This is a genomic window from Aquabacterium sp. (assembly GCF_049274795.1).
GTDB lineage: Bacteria > Pseudomonadota > Gammaproteobacteria > Burkholderiales > Burkholderiaceae_C > Aquabacterium.
This window is the reverse complement of the sequence record NZ_JBASTH010000122.1, coordinates 114,870-130,207: the sequence shown is the minus strand read 5'-3', so window position 1 is coordinate 130,207 and position 15,338 is coordinate 114,870. Positions and strand designations below refer to the sequence as shown.

The window sequence follows — 15,338 nt, the reverse complement described above, 5'->3', positions numbered from 1 at the left end:
GCTGGAGTCGAGGCATCAGGCGCTGGGGAGAACCAGAGCAGGTCTATCTCAACCAACGAGACAAGGAGCGCCGAGCGGCATAAGCAATTTAAAGCTCGACGCGTCAACTACCTTGACAGACGCCGCCACCTCGTCAGGCAAGGGGTAAGCCCGAAAGCCTGCCTCGTTGCCACCCGGGCCGAAGCCCCAGGACTCTTCATTGCTGTAGCTCAGGGATGTGACGTGCAGCGCATCAGGCACGGCCTGCATCTGCCAGCGGTACTCCAGTGCTTTGTAGCCGCCATAAGGCAGCAGGATCAGACCGGCCAGTAACAGCAGGAAGTAGGGCGTCTTGAGCTTGGCCGAGGCGTACAGCAAGCCGGTGCCCAGCAGCCAGATGGGTGCCACGATCACCAGGATCAGCACGATGGCGACGATGACCGTAGTCATGTGCTTGTCAAGGCCTCAGCGGATGAGGCAGTCGGATATATTGACTGGCCCGAAAGCCTTGGTGGTGCCATCGAAGCCATTGAGCTGGAGCAGATAGGCTTGATGGTCGGCCTTGCGCACGACCAGCACTTCGCTGCTGGGGTGGTCCATCAGCTCGGAGGGGGCGGACAACTCCACGGTGTAGGACTCGCGGAAGAAGGCATCGTCCGGCATGGCGGCATGGGGCCGATCCAGCAGGTGCCGCATGCAATGCATCTTCAAGAAGTTGGCTTTCAGAAAGGCGATTTCCTTGGCCACGCGCACCGCTTCTGCCTCAGGTGGCAGGGGTTGGGGGGCAGCGGCTGGCGCCTGATGTGCCGCAGATGCCAATGCCAGCCGCTCTGGCGGGGGCAAAGCCGTGAACTTGAACACCCCGATCATCACGAAAGTGAGCCCCATCGACAGGGGCACAAAGGCCAGCGTCGTGGTGATCGCGGACGAGAAGCGCTCCTTGGTCATGCAGTGCATGGAGCGCAGCAGCGGCAGGCCCACGCCCAGCACGGTGCCCCAGACCAGGCCCCGCGCCTGGGGGCTTTCCATGTTGCCCGACCCCGCCAGGCCAAAGATGACCCACAGAAAGATCACGAAGCCGTTGATGCCCAGGGCGACCAGCCAGAAGACCCAGTGGATGGTGTTGGACATGCAGGGTGTTCAGGCGGCAGGCACGCCCGGCCCCAGGGGCGGGTACTTCAAAAACTCGGCGCGTTGCTCCATGCGGGCCGAGAGTGCCACCAGGGCTGGGTGCTGGCCGGCATCCACCTCGCTGGCCAGCATGGATTGCGTGAACTGCCAGCCCACGGCGGCGCTGATGGCGGCCTGGCTGTGCGCGTTCTGGAACAGCGCCGGCTGGCGCTGGATCTCCGCTTCGAGCGCGGCATAGGCCGCAGTGAGCTGGCCCAGCACCCGCTGGATCCAAGGGGCGTGCTGCGCGGCGGCGGGGCGCAACTGGCGCTCGTAAACCATCTGCACGCTTTTCTCGCAGGCCGCCAGGGCCAGGCCTACGGCGCGGAACTCGGCCAGTCGCGTGGCGGCATCAATGGACCACAGCGTGCGCCCGCCAGTGAGCGTGGCTTCCACGTACTGCAGGATCAGCGACGACTCCATCAGCACCGTGCCGTCGTTCGTGATCAGCGTGGGGGCCTTCACAACCGGGTTGATGGCCTGGAAGCGCTCGAAGGTGCTGAAGACCGACACGGCCTCGTGCTCGAAGGGCAGGCCCAGTACCTCCAGCGAGATGGCCACGCGGCGCACGTAGGGCGAATCGAGCATGCCGATGAGTTTCATGGCGGTGTCCTCTGTGAAAGATGCGAGCCTAGTAGATCCTGCGGCCCTCGAACTCCAATGATGGCAACGCGCCGAACGCAGCCAGCAGCAGAAAGACCGCCCCGGCTGCGTAGAACCATCGCCAGCCCTGATTGGCATAGACCTTGATCCCATCCTTGTCGATGGCGGTGCAGGCCTTGAACAGCCTGGTGTAGCGCACCGTGATGCGGTCGCCATCGGTCGTGCCGTCATAGGCCGTGACGCCTACATCGCACGAGGCGATGCGGCTGCCGAAGAAGTGGAGCCGGTAGAGGGGGCTGGTACGGTTGTCTGAGTCGCGCCGGCTGACCAGTTCGTGGCGATCGATCTTGGTGGCTTCGCTGATGGGTGGCATGAAGGTTTCGACCAGCATGGCCAGACCGACCAATGCCATGCCGACGCGGATGATGAAGTTCAGCATGCGGCCCCCCTTTGAATGGGGCAATGCCGTGTGCCATCGGCATTGCCTCCTGTTTTTGAATGCGTGGCCTGCCTGCGGCGAGACCCTTATCTATCTATTGTGCTGGAAGACGGTGACACCCAGCCTGGGGATGACGATGAGCATCAGCACGGCTCAGCCGCGCCAGCCTCTGGAGAAGGGATCGATGAGCAACTGCGTGCCTTCGCGCACCAGCCGCTGCACCATGGCGTCAGCGTTGTGCTGGCCATGAACGGCCGCGAGCGTAAGAGCGATCTCGGCAGCGTTCTCGGCCACGCCCTGGCCATCTTGCAGGCGCACGCGCAGGCCGTTGTCGTGCGTGGCCAGGTTGGCGTGCTGGTCGATGTCCCAGCGGGCTTGCCAGAGAGTGTGTTTGGAGGTGGTCATGGGGACGATGGTAAGGCTGCGCGCGTTGATGTGGTTGGCCCACTCGCGCACAAGCGTTTCACTGCCAGGCTTGAACCAGCCCTTGGCGCAGATGACGTCTTCTTTGGGTTCCATCCCGGGCTCTGTGGCGTTGGCCAAAAGATTTTGTACGAGCGCGGAGATCCGTGCTACATCAGCCGAGTTATTTTTGCTGCGGCTCGGGCTTAACGCTCGGGCCTTGAGGCACTTGATCCTCGTGCCCCGACGAGATTGACTCGGCGTTCCGAGCGCCAAGCGTCGTGGCTGGCCTTCCGGGCTCGGCGCGACAGCCTTCAAGGCTTGCGCGCCGAGGCTCATGAACTGCAGGCGCTAGGCAAAAAGCCCGGGATGCCGAGCTGATGAGGCGACTAATAATCTATCCGTAAATTATATTTACGCTTAGTATTACTGTGTCATAAAAATCAAGACATTATGTGCATCTCTTCATTCTTTGCGTGAGAGACGATGGATGCGAGCGAACGCTTTGATGAGTACATGGATCACCTGTCACAAGGTCTTGGGCATGCGGATCGCCACGCGGGGGCTCAAGGGCTACTGCGCAGGTTTGATGCTGCCGCTGTTGCGCAAGAGCGTGGAGTCCATAGCTGCTCGGGTAGACCCGCTTCATGCCAGTGCCAAGCACACGTTCGCGCGATTTATGCAGACCTTCCCCAGGGGCTTGTGGTGGTAGCCCAGCTGGCGCCAGGCCCAGATCTCGAAGATCTCTTCCATGGTGCCGATGCCGCCCGGCAGGCCACGAAGGCATCCGATTGCTGTGCCATCAACTGTTTGCGCTGGCGCATGGAATCGACACCTGCAGCTCGGTCACGCCGTCATGGCCGATCTCCCGCTGGATCAGTCGCTCCGGGATCACGCCGATCACGGGCGCGCCGGCGGTCAGGGCCGCATTGGCCACCGTGCCCATGAGGCCGGTGCTGCCGCCATACACCAGCCCCCAGCCTTGCTGGCCGATGAAGGTGCCGCAGTCGCGGGCTGCCTGGCTGTGAGCCGGGTCGAGCCCGTCGCACGAGCCGCAGTGACACAGACGGAAAAGGCGGCGCGGGAAGGAGTATTGCTCATGGTCGGGTATCGATCACGCGCGTGCGGCACAGCACGTCGTGCAGGAACTGCCGGTGGGGCAGGATGAAACTCAGGATGGCGTAGGCCACCATCCACAGGGCCAGCAGGCCGCCGATGGATTTGCCATGGTGCCATTGGGCGGCCCATGCCAGCGCCAGAGGCGGCGCGAACCAGAGCCATGACAGCACGGCACGCCCGGCGGCCTGGGGCAAGGTGGGGGGCAGGCCATCGTGGCGCACCAGGCGGACATGCCAGGTCTTCATGGCCAGGGTCTGCCCGCCATGGCTCCAGAACCAGATGAAGTACAGGGACAGGGCCAGGAACAGGATGGCTTGCAGCCCTTCACGCCCCTGCAGGGCGTGCCGCTGCTGCGTAGCCACGCTGAACACTGCGCCCACCAACATCACAACGCCGAACAGCAGCACGCCTTCATACAGGAAAGCGGCCAGGCGGCGCTTGAGGGGGGCTGCAGGGCCGGCGGCGCGCTCGGCGCACTGGGCCAGGGTCAACGGGGGAACTTCGGGAGGTCGGAACATGCCCGGGAGGATAACCGCACGGCGGCGGCTGAGACCTCAGGGCTGCTGGGAAGTGGGCTGTGGTTTGACGCGCGTCACAGGGGTCATGCCCGCCCCTTGCGAGCCCTTGCGCGGCAATAGCGTTTCCGGATCGACGAAGTTCTTGGTGGCCGCGATCTTGGGCAGGCCGGTGTGCTGGTGCAGCGGGGGGGTGGCCGCCTGCGTGACCAGGGACGTGGTCGCGCCCGGACCGGCCTTGACCACGGCCGGGGCCACGGCCTCGGGCGAGGGACTGCTGCGTGCGGGGTTGGGTACCAGATTGGTCTTGCCGTCGTCATTGACGCGCTGGCGGCCCTTGAGGCGCGCCTGCTGGGCGGCTTCACGCGGGCCGGGTTCGGCATCGGGCAGCATCACGGGCTTTTGCTTGCGGCGCGCCTGCTGGGCCAGCTTCTGCCTTTCTTCGGGTGACAAGGCCTGGTAGGCCTCCCACTTCTGCTGGCGCTCCTGCGGGGTGAGCTGGCGCGTGTTCTGAAAGCGCAGGCGCGCCTCGCCGCGTTGCCGGGCCGGCAGTTGCGACCACTGCGTCATGCGGTCTTGCATGCGGTGCTGGTCCGCCACCGACAGGCGCGGGAAGCGGTTGGCCACGTTGATCCATTTGTCGCGGGTGGTGCCGTCGAGGGTGTGCCACTGGGTCGCCAGCGGCATCAAGGCCTTCTTCTGCGCCGGGGTGAGTGCGTTCCAACTGCTGTCCGCGGATTGCTGCACGGCCGTGCGCGGGGTGCCAGGCTGCGCCCAGGTGGGCCAGGCCGCCAACAGGGCAAGGGCCAGCGTGGCGGCAGCCCAGGTGGCCGGGCGGCGGTGCAGCGGGGTGTTCATGCCGTGCCTCACCGTGGTGCCGGGGGCAGGGCGGGCACGCCGTTATCGACGCCGGGCATGACGTCGGTGTGCGCATCCGAGGACACCGCGGGTGCCAGGTCTTCGGCCAGGGCCTGTTCAGCCTCCTGCAAGGCGGCGCTCTCGGTGGCCTGGGCCGGTTGGTCGGCGTCGGTTTTGAGGTATTCCTCGAAGCCCGGGTCGGCGTAGGCGGAAGGGGGCAGGTCGTCGGTCAGCAGGGACATGTCGACGTCAGCGGCGGCCTGGACCTGCTCGTGGCGCGTCCAGTCACTCACGCCCCACAGCCCCGCGACCAGCGCGATCACGGGCAGGGTGGAGGCCAGGCGCCAGAACCAGGGTGTGGGGCCGTCGTCCAGGCGGCGGTGCTCGTGCGGGGTGTGTGCCCGGCGGGGGGCATTGAACAGGGGCGTGCCAAAGGCATCGGCACCAGACGAGCCGGCGCCGGCCAGGGAGATCTTGGGCGTGGTGACTGCGATGACGCCGGCTTGCGCTGCGGGGGCAACCAGGGGCGCCAGGCGCGCCTGGGCCGCGGCTGCGACGGCCTGCTGCCGGGCGATGCGCAGGCGCTCGCCGATGTCATGGGGGAGCTGGCGCGCGCCTTCGTCCAGCCGCGCGGTGACGCGCAGCGCAAAGCAGGCCTGCAAGGCCTCGGTCTGCGCGGGGGTCAAATGCTTGGTGGACGACATGATTGCTATGGCCTGAACTGAAAACCGATGGATGTCACAAACCGATGCCGCGGGCCTTCAGGGCCTTGCCCAGCGAAGCCACCGCCCGGGAGCAGTGCGTCTTGACGCTGCCCTCGGAGCAGCCCATGGCCGCCGCCGTCTCTGAAACATCCATTTCCTCCCAGTAACGCATCAGGAACGCTTCCCGTTGACGCCCGGGCAACTGGCCGATCTCTTCTTCGATGATGGCGAGGATTTCGGTGCGCTGCGCGGAATCCTCAGCACCTTCCGTGCCGCCGTTGTCGATTCGCAGGATTTCCAGCAGGTCCAGATCGCCATGGTCATCGCCTTCGACCGCAGCCTCCAGGTCTCCCATGTTCTGAAAAAGCGCGTTGCGCACCTTCTGGCGGCGGAACCAGTCCAGCGTGGCGTTGGACAGGATGCGCTGGAACAGCATGGGCCATTCGTTGGAGGGGCGTTCCGAGTAGCTGGTGCACAGCCGGATCATGGCGTCCTGCACGATGTCCAGCGCGGCATCCTCGTCGCGGACGGCATACACCGTGCGCTTGAACGCCCGGCGCTCCACGCTGCTCAGGAACTCGTTGAGTTCGTCGGCGGTTGAGAGAGGAGCGTCGGTCAAGGAAATGCGGGGGCTGGAAACTGGGACGCGGGATTATGGCATCGCCCAGTTTACGGGGAGTATTCACATCGGTTATGAGTGATGCGATAATCTAGGTCTTTGCGCCATCCCGATCTGGCCTGAGCCCGCGCGCCGAAAGGCATTCACAAGCGCTGGTGGCAGGCCGCGCAGGCTTCGAATCCGCCTCACAAGGGCGAGCCCGGTGTCGATCCGTCGATGTTGGGCTGTGGTCAGGCTCCCCCAGGGGCCGGGCTGTGAAGAGGGGCACCGATCGTTTTTCGTTAGAGAAAATCCGAAAGGTCGTATCAATCATGGACATGTCCCAAGGCAACGCGCACGGTAGCGCGGCCGAAATCCTCAATGGCTCTGACATCCTCGTGCGGTGTCTGCAGGCCGAAAACGTCAAGTACATGTGGGGCTACCCCGGCGGTGCCGTCCTGTACATCTACGACGCCCTCTACAAGCAAGACACGATCGAACACGTGCTGGTGCGCCACGAACAGGCCGCTGTGCACGCCGCTGATGGTTACGCCCGTGCCACGGGTGACGTCGGCGTGGCCCTGGTCACTTCCGGTCCTGGCGTCACCAACGCCATCACCGGCATCGCCACGGCCTACATGGATTCGATCCCGATGGTGATCATCACCGGTCAGGTGCCCACGCCCGCGATCGGTCTGGACGCCTTCCAGGAGTGCGACACCGTCGGCATCACGCGTCCGATCGTCAAGCACAACTTCCTGGTCAAGGACGTGGCCGAGCTGGCCGCTACCCTCAAGAAGGCCTTCCACATCGCGCGCACCGGCCGCCCCGGCCCCGTGGTCGTCGACATCCCGAAGGATGTGTCGCTCAAGACCACGGTCTTCCACTACCCCGAGTCGGTGGAAATGCGCTCGTACAACCCGGTGCGCAAGGGCCACGGCGGTCAGATCCGCAAGGCCGTGCAGCTGTTGCTGGGTGCCAAGCGCCCCTACATCTACACCGGCGGCGGCGTGATCCTGGCGGAAGCCGCCAAGGAGCTGCGCGAGCTGTGCGCCTTGCTGAACTACCCGTCCACCAGCACGCTGATGGGCCTGGGTGCGATCCCCGCGTCTGATCCCAACTTCCTGGGTATGCTGGGCATGCATGGCACGTACGAAGCCAACATGACCATGCAGAACGCCGACGTGGTGATCGCAGTGGGCGCCCGCTTCGACGACCGAGTGATCGGCAACCCCAAGCACTTCGCCCAGGTCGAGCGCAAGATCATCCACATCGACATCGATCCGTCAAGCATCTCCAAGCGCGTCAAGGTCGACATCCCCATCGTGGGCGATGTGAAGGACGTGCTGCAGGAGCTGATCGCCCAGATCAAGGAATCCACCCAGCGCCCCGACCAGAACGCCCTGGCCACGTGGTGGAACCAGGTCAACGAGTGGAAAAAGCGTGACTGCCTGAAGTACAAGCTGTCCGATGAGGTCATCAAGCCTCAGTACGTGATCGAGAAGCTGACCGAGCTGACGCGTGGCACCGATTACTACGTCACCTCCGACGTGGGCCAGCACCAGATGTTTGCAGCGCAGTTCTGCAAGTTCGAAGAGCCGCGCCGCTGGATCAACTCCGGTGGCCTGGGCACCATGGGTGTGGGCCTGCCTTACGCCATGGGCATCAAGCTGGCCAAGCCCGACGCCGACGTGTTCTGCGTGACCGGCGAAGGCTCGATCCAGATGTGCATCCAGGAGCTCTCGACCTGCCTGCAGTACAACACGCCGGTCAAGGTGCTGTCGCTGAACAACCGCTACCTGGGCATGGTGCGCCAGTGGCAGCAGCTGGATTACGGCAGCCGCTACTCGCACAGCTACATGGACGCGCTGCCCGACTTCGTGAAGCTGGCCGAGGCCTATGGCCACGTCGGCATGCTGATCGAGCGCCCGGGTGACGTCGAAGGCGCGCTGCGCGAGGCCATCAAGCTGAAGGACCGCACGGTGTTCCTGGACATCCGCACCGACCCGACGGAAAACGTCTGGCCAATGGTGCAGGCCGGCAAGGGCATCTCCGAGATGCTGCTGGGCTCCGAGGATCTGTAAACCACATTGAAGTAAACCCCGTGCCCCGGCGCTGCCCGGGGATCGACGCCCGAGTGCTTTCCGGTGCCCGGGCGGGCGATTCAAGCCTCGCGCCGCGATGCGGCGATGGGGCAGGGCGGCACCAAGGGCTTTTCCCCTGACTTTGTCGAACCCCGTAGCCACGGCCATCCGGTTACCGCCGGCTGGCTCAAGAGCGCGAAAGGACGATTGAAATGAAGCACGTTATTGCATTGCTGCTGGAGAACGAACCCGGCGCGCTGTCGCGCGTGGTGGGCCTGTTTTCTGCCCGCGGCTACAACATCGAAAGCCTGACCGTGGCACCCACCGAGGATGCCTCGCTGTCACGCATGACCATCGTGACGTCCGGCTCGGACGACGTGATCGAGCAGATCACCAAGCACCTCAACCGCCTGATCGAAGTCGTGAAGGTGGTCGATCTTTCCGAAGGCCCCTACACCGAGCGTGAGCTGATGCTCATCAAGGTGCGCGCCGTCGGCAAGGAGCGCGAGGAGATGAAGCGCATGGCGGACATCTTCCGCGGCCGCATCATCGACGTCACCGACAAGACCTACACCATCGAGCTGACGGGCGATGCCTCCAAGCTCGATGCCTTCCTGGAGGCCATCGACCGCGCGGCCATCCTCGAAACCGCACGCACCGGTACCAGCGGCATCGGTCGTGGCGAGCGCATCCTGCGCGTCTGACCTGGCCCGTCCGGCCTCTTTCTTTGCATCACTGCAATCAACCCCAAGTTTCTGTCTGGAGCAACCAATGAAAGTCTATTACGACAAGGACGCCGACCTGAGCCTGATCAAGGGCAAGAACGTCACCATCGTGGGCTACGGCTCGCAAGGCCACGCCCACGCGCAAAACCTGCGTGATTCCGGCGTCAATGTGACGGTCGGTCTGCGCAAGGGCGGCGCGTCCTGGTCCAAGGTCGAAGCCGCTGGCGGCATCAAGGTGGCCGAGGTCGACGAGGCCGTCAAGGGCGCCGACGTGGTCATGATCCTGCTGCCCGACGAGAACATCCCCGAGGTGTACAAGAACAATGTCGAGCCCAACATCAAGCAAGGCGCCGTGCTGGCTTTTGCCCACGGCTTCAACGTGCACTACAACCAGGTCGTGCCCCGCGCCGACCTGGACGTGATCATGGTCGCCCCCAAGGGCCCCGGCCACACCGTGCGTTCCGAGTACCTGAAGGGCGGCGGCGTGCCTTCCCTGATCGCGATCTACCAGGACAAGTCCGGCAAGGCCCGTGACATCGCCCTGTCCTACGCTGCGGCCAACGGCGGCACCAAGGGTGGCGTGATCGAGACCAACTTCCGCGAAGAAACCGAAACCGACCTGTTCGGCGAACAAGCCGTGCTGTGCGGCGGCGCTGTCGAGTTGGTGAAGATGGGCTTCGAGACGCTGACCGAAGCTGGTTACGCTCCGGAAATGGCCTACTTTGAGTGCCTGCATGAGCTCAAGCTGATCGTCGACCTGATGTACGAAGGCGGCATCGCCAACATGAACTACTCCATCTCGAACAACGCCGAGTATGGTGAGTACGTGACGGGCACGGAAGTGATCAACGAAAAGTCGCGCGAAGCCATGCGCGCTGCTCTGAAGCGCATCCAGACCGGCGAATACGCCAAGATGTTCATCCAGGAAGGCAAGACGAACTATCCGAGCATGACCGCTCGCCGTCGCCTGAACGCGGTGCACCCGATCGAGACCGTGGGTGCAGAGCTGCGCGCCATGATGCCCTGGATCTCCAAGAACAAGCTGGTCGACCAGTCGAAGAACTGATCATGGTGGCCGGCCTTGAGCCGGCTGTCTGACAGCTCAAAAAAGCCGCCCTGGGGTGTTTCCCTCAGGCGGCTTTTTCTTTGTGCTGGATGGGTCTGGTCAGAAGCGTTGGCGCAACCACCAGCCCAGCCACAGGCCTGCGCCTGCGCAGACCAAGAACACCCAGCCAGACACCGCAGCGGCCATGATCCCCGACAGCAGTGTGCCCACCGTGCAGCCCAGGGCCAGTATGCTGCCAAGGCCCATCAGCACGCCGCCCGCGAAGTTGCGCACGGCTTCCTGCCAACTGGGCCAGCGGGGCTTGAAATCTCCCGCGATCAAGGCTGCGACGAAAGCGCTCAGCACCAGGCCGATCACCAGCGCGCCATTGTTGGACGACAGCGTCTCCTTGATGGTGGTGACGCAGCCCTTGAAGGTGTCCAGCCCTTCCAGCCGGCTGGGCAGCCAGCCTTGCTGATCGGCCAGGGGGCGCGTCAGGCTGCCCAGTTCGGACGTGACGGCCAAGGGCGAGACGCGAAGGAAGGCCACGACGTCCAAGGCGCCGATGAGGATGCCGCCCACGTGCGGCGCCCAGCGACGGCGCCACCAGGGCGCTGAGGATGAAACGGTGGAAGGCTCAGGTGCGCGGCAACCATGGCCCGACCGTGCTGGTGAGCGCAGTGCACGGCGACCGCCGCAACGTGATGGCGGCAGCCTGGAACATGCCGCTGGATTTCTCGCCGCCCAAGGTGGCGGTGGTGATTGACCACAAGACTTTCACGCGCGAACTGATCGAAGCCTCGTGCGAGTTTGCGCTGTGCGTGCCTGCACGCGCTCAAATCGAGGCCGTCTGCCTGGTGGGCAGCGCCTCGGGGCGTGAGCAGGACAAGTTCACGGAGGCCGGGTTGTCGACGTTTGCCGGCAGCAAGACCGGTGCGCCCTTGGTCGAGGGCTGCGTCGCCTGGCTGGAGTGCCGTGTGCTGGACGAGCCCGAGATGGCGCAGCGCTACAACCTGTTCCTGGCGGAGGTGGTTGCCGCCTGGGCCGATGAGCGCCTGTTCGATGGCGGCCGCTGGCGTGAGATCGACCCGGCCCACAGCACGCTGCACCATGTGGCGGGCGGGGTGTTCTTCACCCAAGGCGAGGTCGTGCAGGCATCCAGGGCCTGATGCCCCCTGGACGGCGTGTGCTGTCTGACGCAGGGGCCTGGCCTGCTCAGTCGTCCCGTGCGGATGTGCGCTTCTCGTTCTGCTGGCGCACGCGCGCCTTGAGCTTGTCGTGCACGCCGCGGTCGAACTCCTGCTGCAGCACTACCGGAAACGCCGCCGACACCGAGCCGATGGCCAACGGGCGCAGCCGCTCAAACAGGTTGAGCACGGTGCGCAGCGCATTGGGTGACAGGCTGGCCAGCGGGTCTTCATCAGACATGCGCTCGTCCGTGGTCATGTCGCCGCGGGGCTCCAGCGTCTGCATCAGCTCGCGCACCATGGCGATCACGAACTGGTCGACATAGGCCTGCGCGATGGCACGCAGGTGCTCGATCAACTGGTTCTGCAGCGCCAGCGAGGTCGACAGCGGCACCTGCATCTCGGCCATCTGCTTGCCGATGGCCCACAGCGAGGGGCTCAGCACATCGACCTGCGTGCCGCCGTGCAGCGGGTGCTCCAGGTCGGCTTCGATCGTCTGGTAGAGGCCGGTGTTGAGCAGCGGCATCACCTGGTCGGCGGTGATGCTCTCGCCCCAGTGCGTGGTCAGTTCGGCCAGGCTCTTGCGCAGCGGTTGCTCGACCCGGAAAAAGCCGTTGGAGAAGAGCTGGGCGATGAGCGAGTATTCAGCCCCCGCGCGGTCAGGCACGCGGGCGAGCAGATCGCCGATGGCCTCCAGGCCGAAGCCCATGTGGCGCATTTCGCGGATCAGCTCCAGCCGCGATTTGTGCTTGGCCGAGTACAGCCCCAACCGCCCGTGCAGCACGGGCGGTTGCATCAGCCCGGCGGTCTGGTAGGCGCGGATGTTGCGCACCGATACCCCGGTCTGCTTGGCCAGTTCGTCCACGGTCATGCCCGATGCGGTGGGCGTGGCGCGCTGCCGCGACGCGCTCGTGCTGCGTGCGGATTTGGCGGTGGCGGACCCGACGGACGTCTTCTTCTGGGCTGGCGTCAGGGGAGCTTTGGCGGGCATTTGTAATGCGTTTGGAAATGCGGGATGATAAGTACAGCAATGTTGCATTTGCGATGTAGCATTGCCATCCGTTTTTTCACCAACCCCCTTCGTGATTGACCCCAACATGAACAAGCTGAACGAACGTGGTGGGTGGGCGCACGGCCGCCTGGCGATGGCGACACTGGTAGCGCTGGCTGCGGCAGGTGCGTGCCTGAGCGCTCGCCCGGTGCTGGCGGCGGAGGTGGCGGGCGTCACCATGGAAGACGTGGCCACCTTGTCGGGGCAACCCCTGGTGCTCAATGGCCTGGGCCTGCGCTCCAAGATGTTCATCAAGGTTTACGTGGTCGGCCTGTACCTGCCGCACAAGGAAACGCGTGCGCCCGATGTGCTGGGCATGCCGGGCGCCAAGCGCGTGCAGCTGGTGATGATGCGGGATGTGGGCGCCGAACTACTGGCCGACAACCTCAGCAAGGGCCTGGCCGATGGCACCGCCAAGGCCGAGTTGGCGCAGTTGCAGCCCCGCGTGGAGACGCTCAAGGCCGTGATGCGCTCGGTGGGCGAGGCCCATAAGGGCTCGCGCATCCAGCTGGACTACCTGCCCGGGGTGGGCACGCGTGTGTCGGTGGATGGCAAGGTGATGGGCAGCGACATCCCCGGCGAAGATTTCTACCGGGCGCTGCTGCGCATCTGGATCGGTGATGAGGTGGGCTCCAAGCCGCTGAAGGCCGAACTGCTCGGCCTGCCGCGCACCTGAGGCCGCGTCAACTCATCAGCGCCTCAGTGCATCAGCACTTCAGGCCCATGTGCAGGGCCACGACGCCGCCCGTCATGTTGTGTACATCGACATGACCGAAGCCGGCGTCCTTCATCATGGCCTTGAGCGTGGCCTGATCCGGGTGCATGCGGATGGATTCAGCCAGGTAGCGGTAGCTCTCTTCGTCGTTGGCCACCAGCTTGCCGATCTTGGGCAGGATCTTGAACGAGTACCAGTCGTAGGTCTTCTCGAGCGGCTTGGCCACTTTGGAGAACTCCAGCACCAGCAGGCGTCCGCCGGGCTTGAGCACGCGGCACATTTCGGCCAGGGCCTTGTCCTTGTGCGTCATGTTGCGCAGCCCAAAGGCCACGGTGACGATGTCGAAGGTGTTTTCGGGGAAGGGCAGCTTCTCGGCGTCGCACAGCGTGGTGGGCAGCATCACGCCGGCGTTGATCAGGCGATCACGGCCAGTGGCCAGCATGGCCTCGTTGATGTCGGTGTGCACCACGGTGCCGCGCGGGCCCACGCGCTTGGCGAAGGCCTGGGCCAGATCGCCCGTGCCACCGGCGATGTCCAGCACCTTCTGGCCTTCGCGCACGCCGCTGGCGGCGATGGTGTACGCCTTCCAGAGGCGGTGCAGGCCCATCGACATCAGGTCGTTCATGATGTCGTACTTGCCGGCCACGGAGTCGAAGACGCCGCGCACGCGCGAGGCCTTCTGGGATTCGTCGACGGTCTCGAAACCGAAGTGGGTGTCGCTCATGCGCGCATCTTAGCGCGGGGCTCAGGCTTAAGGAAACGCCGGGCCGCCCCAAGTTTCCTTGACCCCCCTGGGGGGCGGGCTGGGCGTAGCCCGGCCCTGGGGGCTCAAGGTCTGCCGGCGGCGATGGCCCTGGCGCAGGCCATGGCACTGGACCAGGCCCACTGGAAGTTGTAGCCGCCCAGCCAGCCGGTCACGTCCACCACCTCGCCGATGAAGTACAGGCCGGGGCGCAGCTTGCTCTCCATGGTCTGTGAACTGAGCTCGCGCGTGTCGACGCCGCCGGCGGTGACTTCGGCCTTGGCGTAACCCTCGGTGCCATTGGGCGTGATCGACCAGGCGTTGGCCGATTGGCCCAGGGCATCCAGGTCCTTGTCTTTCAGTTCGGCGACGGCGGCGGTGTCCTGCAGGGCGGGGTGATGCTGGGCGACATCCTGCAGCCAGGCTTGGGCCAGCCGCTGAGGCACAGCTTCGGGCAGCGCATCCTTCCAGACGGTGGAGAGCTGGCGGCGGGAGCCTTGTTTGGCCTCGCGCAGGGCGGCGGCCAGGTCGATGCCGGGCGCCAGGTTGATGGTCAAGGGCTGGCCGGGTACCCAGAAGCTGGAGATCTGCAGGATGGCCGGGCCGCTCAGGCCCCGGTGGGTGAAAAGCAGATCCTCGTCAAAGCTGACGGGTTTGACCTTTTGCTTGCCCTTGGCGTTCTCGGGCGCGGCCGGTGTTGCGGTGACTGTGACCGGCAGGGCCACACCGGCCAGCGCAATCCAGCGGGCCCATTGGGTGGCATCGAAGGTCAAGGGCGCCAACGCAGGGCGCAGGGGCACGATCCGGTGGCCGAACTGCTGCGCCAGGCGCTGGCCGAAATCGGTGGCACCGATTTTCGGGATGGACAGGCCCCCGGTGGCGATCACGACGTGGTCGGTGCGGACCACGCCCTGGTCGGTGTCGACCTCGAAGCGGTGGCCGCCTTCAGCGGGTGCATCGATCGCGCGCACGGCCTTCACCCCGCAGGGCTGGCGCCGCGTCACGCCCCCGCGCTCGCACTCGGCCAGCAGCAGGTCGATGATCTGCTGGCTGCTGCCGTCGCAGAACAGCTGGCCCTTGTGCTTCTCGTGGAAGGCGATACCGTGCTTGCGTACCAGCTCGATGAAATCGCCACAGGTGTACTGCGCCAGCGCTGAGCGGCAGAAGTGCGGGTTCTCGCCCAGGTAGTTGGCGGGCAGGGCCTCGCGGTTGGTGAAGTTGCAGCGGCCACCGCCGGAGATGCGGATCTTTTCGGCCACCTTGGTGGCGTGGTCCAGCAGCAGCACGCGCAGGCCGAGCTGGCCAGCCGCGCCGGCGCAGAACAGGCCGGCAGCGCCAGCGCCGATCACGACGACGTCGAAGTCAGGCATCGAGGGGGAAGCGATCGGGGAGGGCAAGGCAG

General features: G+C 65.1%; 20 protein-coding genes and 1 pseudogene. 6 read left to right on the top strand and 15 right to left on the bottom strand.

Going from position 1 to position 15,338, the window contains the following annotated elements:
- Window positions 1-48: 48 nt before the first annotated feature.
- The 5 genes from WAQ08_RS21500 to WAQ08_RS21480 all read right to left on the bottom strand — a co-directional run bounded on the left by WAQ08_RS21500 (window position 49) and on the right by WAQ08_RS21480 (window position 2,710).
- Complete coding sequence (locus tag WAQ08_RS21500; protein ID WP_422194613.1) at window positions 49-429, bottom strand: hypothetical protein; 381 nt, start codon at window positions 427-429, stop codon at window positions 49-51.
- A 15-nt stretch (window positions 430-444) separates the two neighbouring features.
- Window positions 445-1,110, bottom strand: a complete 666-nt coding sequence (locus tag WAQ08_RS21495; RefSeq protein ID WP_422194611.1) for a hypothetical protein — start codon at window positions 1,108-1,110, stop codon at window positions 445-447.
- Window positions 1,111-1,119: 9 nt separating this feature from the next.
- Complete coding sequence (locus WAQ08_RS21490; protein ID WP_422194609.1) at window positions 1,120-1,752, bottom strand: glutathione S-transferase; 633 nt, start codon at window positions 1,750-1,752, stop codon at window positions 1,120-1,122.
- A 28-nt stretch (window positions 1,753-1,780) separates the two neighbouring features.
- Window positions 1,781-2,191 carry a hypothetical protein gene (locus WAQ08_RS21485; protein ID WP_422194608.1) on the bottom strand — a complete coding sequence of 137 codons (411 nt, stop codon included), beginning with the start codon at window positions 2,189-2,191 and terminating at the stop codon, window positions 1,781-1,783.
- Between the two features lie 153 nt (window positions 2,192-2,344).
- On the bottom strand, window positions 2,345-2,710 hold the full coding sequence (locus tag WAQ08_RS21480; RefSeq protein ID WP_422194606.1) for a hypothetical protein: 366 nt from the start codon (window positions 2,708-2,710) through the stop codon (window positions 2,345-2,347).
- A gap of 369 nt (window positions 2,711-3,079) precedes the next feature.
- Here WAQ08_RS21480 and WAQ08_RS21475 point away from each other — a divergent pair.
- A pseudogene (locus WAQ08_RS21475) lies at window positions 3,080-3,257 on the top strand (transposase); the annotation flags it as partial.
- On the opposite strand, the gene WAQ08_RS21470 reads toward WAQ08_RS21475, so the two are convergent.
- From WAQ08_RS21470 to WAQ08_RS21445, 6 genes are all read right to left on the bottom strand, one after another.
- Window positions 3,239-3,346, bottom strand: a complete 108-nt coding sequence (locus WAQ08_RS21470) for a hypothetical protein (RefSeq protein WP_422194604.1) — start codon at window positions 3,344-3,346, stop codon at window positions 3,239-3,241. The pseudogene WAQ08_RS21475 and the gene WAQ08_RS21470 sit on opposite strands and share 19 nt — an antisense overlap.
- Before the next feature lie 49 nt (window positions 3,347-3,395).
- Window positions 3,396-3,587, bottom strand: a complete 192-nt coding sequence (locus WAQ08_RS21465; protein ID WP_422194628.1) for an LOG family protein — start codon at window positions 3,585-3,587, stop codon at window positions 3,396-3,398.
- Between the two features lie 103 nt (window positions 3,588-3,690).
- On the bottom strand, window positions 3,691-4,230 hold the full coding sequence (locus WAQ08_RS21460) for an RDD family protein (RefSeq protein WP_422194603.1): 540 nt from the start codon (window positions 4,228-4,230) through the stop codon (window positions 3,691-3,693).
- A gap of 36 nt (window positions 4,231-4,266) precedes the next feature.
- On the bottom strand, window positions 4,267-5,085 hold the full coding sequence (locus tag WAQ08_RS21455; protein ID WP_422194601.1) for a DUF3106 domain-containing protein: 819 nt from the start codon (window positions 5,083-5,085) through the stop codon (window positions 4,267-4,269).
- An 8-nt stretch (window positions 5,086-5,093) separates the two neighbouring features.
- Window positions 5,094-5,789 carry a DUF3619 family protein gene (locus WAQ08_RS21450; RefSeq protein ID WP_422194600.1) on the bottom strand — a complete coding sequence of 232 codons (696 nt, stop codon included), beginning with the start codon at window positions 5,787-5,789 and terminating at the stop codon, window positions 5,094-5,096.
- A gap of 34 nt (window positions 5,790-5,823) precedes the next feature.
- Window positions 5,824-6,408: an RNA polymerase sigma factor gene (locus WAQ08_RS21445; RefSeq protein ID WP_422194598.1), complete on the bottom strand. Its 585-nt coding sequence runs from the start codon at window positions 6,406-6,408 to the stop codon at window positions 5,824-5,826.
- 311 nt (window positions 6,409-6,719) lie between these two features.
- On the opposite strand from WAQ08_RS21445, the gene WAQ08_RS21440 reads away from it, so the two are divergent.
- The 3 genes from WAQ08_RS21440 (at window position 6,720) to ilvC (ending at window position 10,262) form a co-directional block, all read left to right on the top strand.
- Entirely contained in the window at window positions 6,720-8,471 is a 1,752-nt protein-coding gene (locus tag WAQ08_RS21440) for an acetolactate synthase 3 catalytic subunit (protein WP_422194596.1), read from the top strand.
- A 212-nt stretch (window positions 8,472-8,683) separates the two neighbouring features.
- Entirely contained in the window at window positions 8,684-9,175 is a 492-nt protein-coding gene (gene ilvN / locus WAQ08_RS21435) for an acetolactate synthase small subunit (RefSeq protein WP_422194594.1), read from the top strand.
- 67 nt (window positions 9,176-9,242) lie between these two features.
- Window positions 9,243-10,262: a ketol-acid reductoisomerase gene (gene ilvC, locus WAQ08_RS21430; RefSeq protein ID WP_422194593.1), complete on the top strand. Its 1,020-nt coding sequence runs from the start codon at window positions 9,243-9,245 to the stop codon at window positions 10,260-10,262.
- Window positions 10,263-10,361: 99 nt separating this feature from the next.
- Here ilvC and WAQ08_RS21425 read toward each other — a convergent pair whose 3' ends face one another.
- On the bottom strand, window positions 10,362-10,823 hold the full coding sequence (locus WAQ08_RS21425; RefSeq protein WP_422194591.1) for a YeeE/YedE thiosulfate transporter family protein: 462 nt from the start codon (window positions 10,821-10,823) through the stop codon (window positions 10,362-10,364).
- A 38-nt stretch (window positions 10,824-10,861) separates the two neighbouring features.
- Between WAQ08_RS21425 and WAQ08_RS21420 the strand changes: the two genes are divergently transcribed.
- Window positions 10,862-11,410 carry a flavin reductase family protein gene (locus WAQ08_RS21420; protein WP_422194589.1) on the top strand — a complete coding sequence of 183 codons (549 nt, stop codon included), beginning with the start codon at window positions 10,862-10,864 and terminating at the stop codon, window positions 11,408-11,410.
- 46 nt (window positions 11,411-11,456) lie between these two features.
- Here the strand turns inward: WAQ08_RS21420 and WAQ08_RS21415 are convergent, their stop codons facing one another.
- Window positions 11,457-12,419: a MerR family transcriptional regulator gene (locus WAQ08_RS21415; protein ID WP_422194588.1), complete on the bottom strand. Its 963-nt coding sequence runs from the start codon at window positions 12,417-12,419 to the stop codon at window positions 11,457-11,459.
- 106 nt (window positions 12,420-12,525) lie between these two features.
- On the opposite strand from WAQ08_RS21415, the gene WAQ08_RS21410 reads away from it, so the two are divergent.
- Window positions 12,526-13,155: a chalcone isomerase family protein gene (locus WAQ08_RS21410; protein ID WP_422194587.1), complete on the top strand. Its 630-nt coding sequence runs from the start codon at window positions 12,526-12,528 to the stop codon at window positions 13,153-13,155.
- 31 nt (window positions 13,156-13,186) lie between these two features.
- On the opposite strand, the gene ubiE is transcribed toward WAQ08_RS21410, so the two are convergent.
- Window positions 13,187-13,918 carry a bifunctional demethylmenaquinone methyltransferase/2-methoxy-6-polyprenyl-1,4-benzoquinol methylase UbiE gene (ubiE, locus tag WAQ08_RS21405; RefSeq protein ID WP_422194585.1) on the bottom strand — a complete coding sequence of 244 codons (732 nt, stop codon included), beginning with the start codon at window positions 13,916-13,918 and terminating at the stop codon, window positions 13,187-13,189.
- A gap of 104 nt (window positions 13,919-14,022) precedes the next feature.
- Window positions 14,023-15,306, bottom strand: a complete 1,284-nt coding sequence (locus tag WAQ08_RS21400) for an NAD(P)/FAD-dependent oxidoreductase (RefSeq protein ID WP_422194583.1) — start codon at window positions 15,304-15,306, stop codon at window positions 14,023-14,025.
- Between the last annotated feature and the right edge of the window lie 32 nt (window positions 15,307-15,338).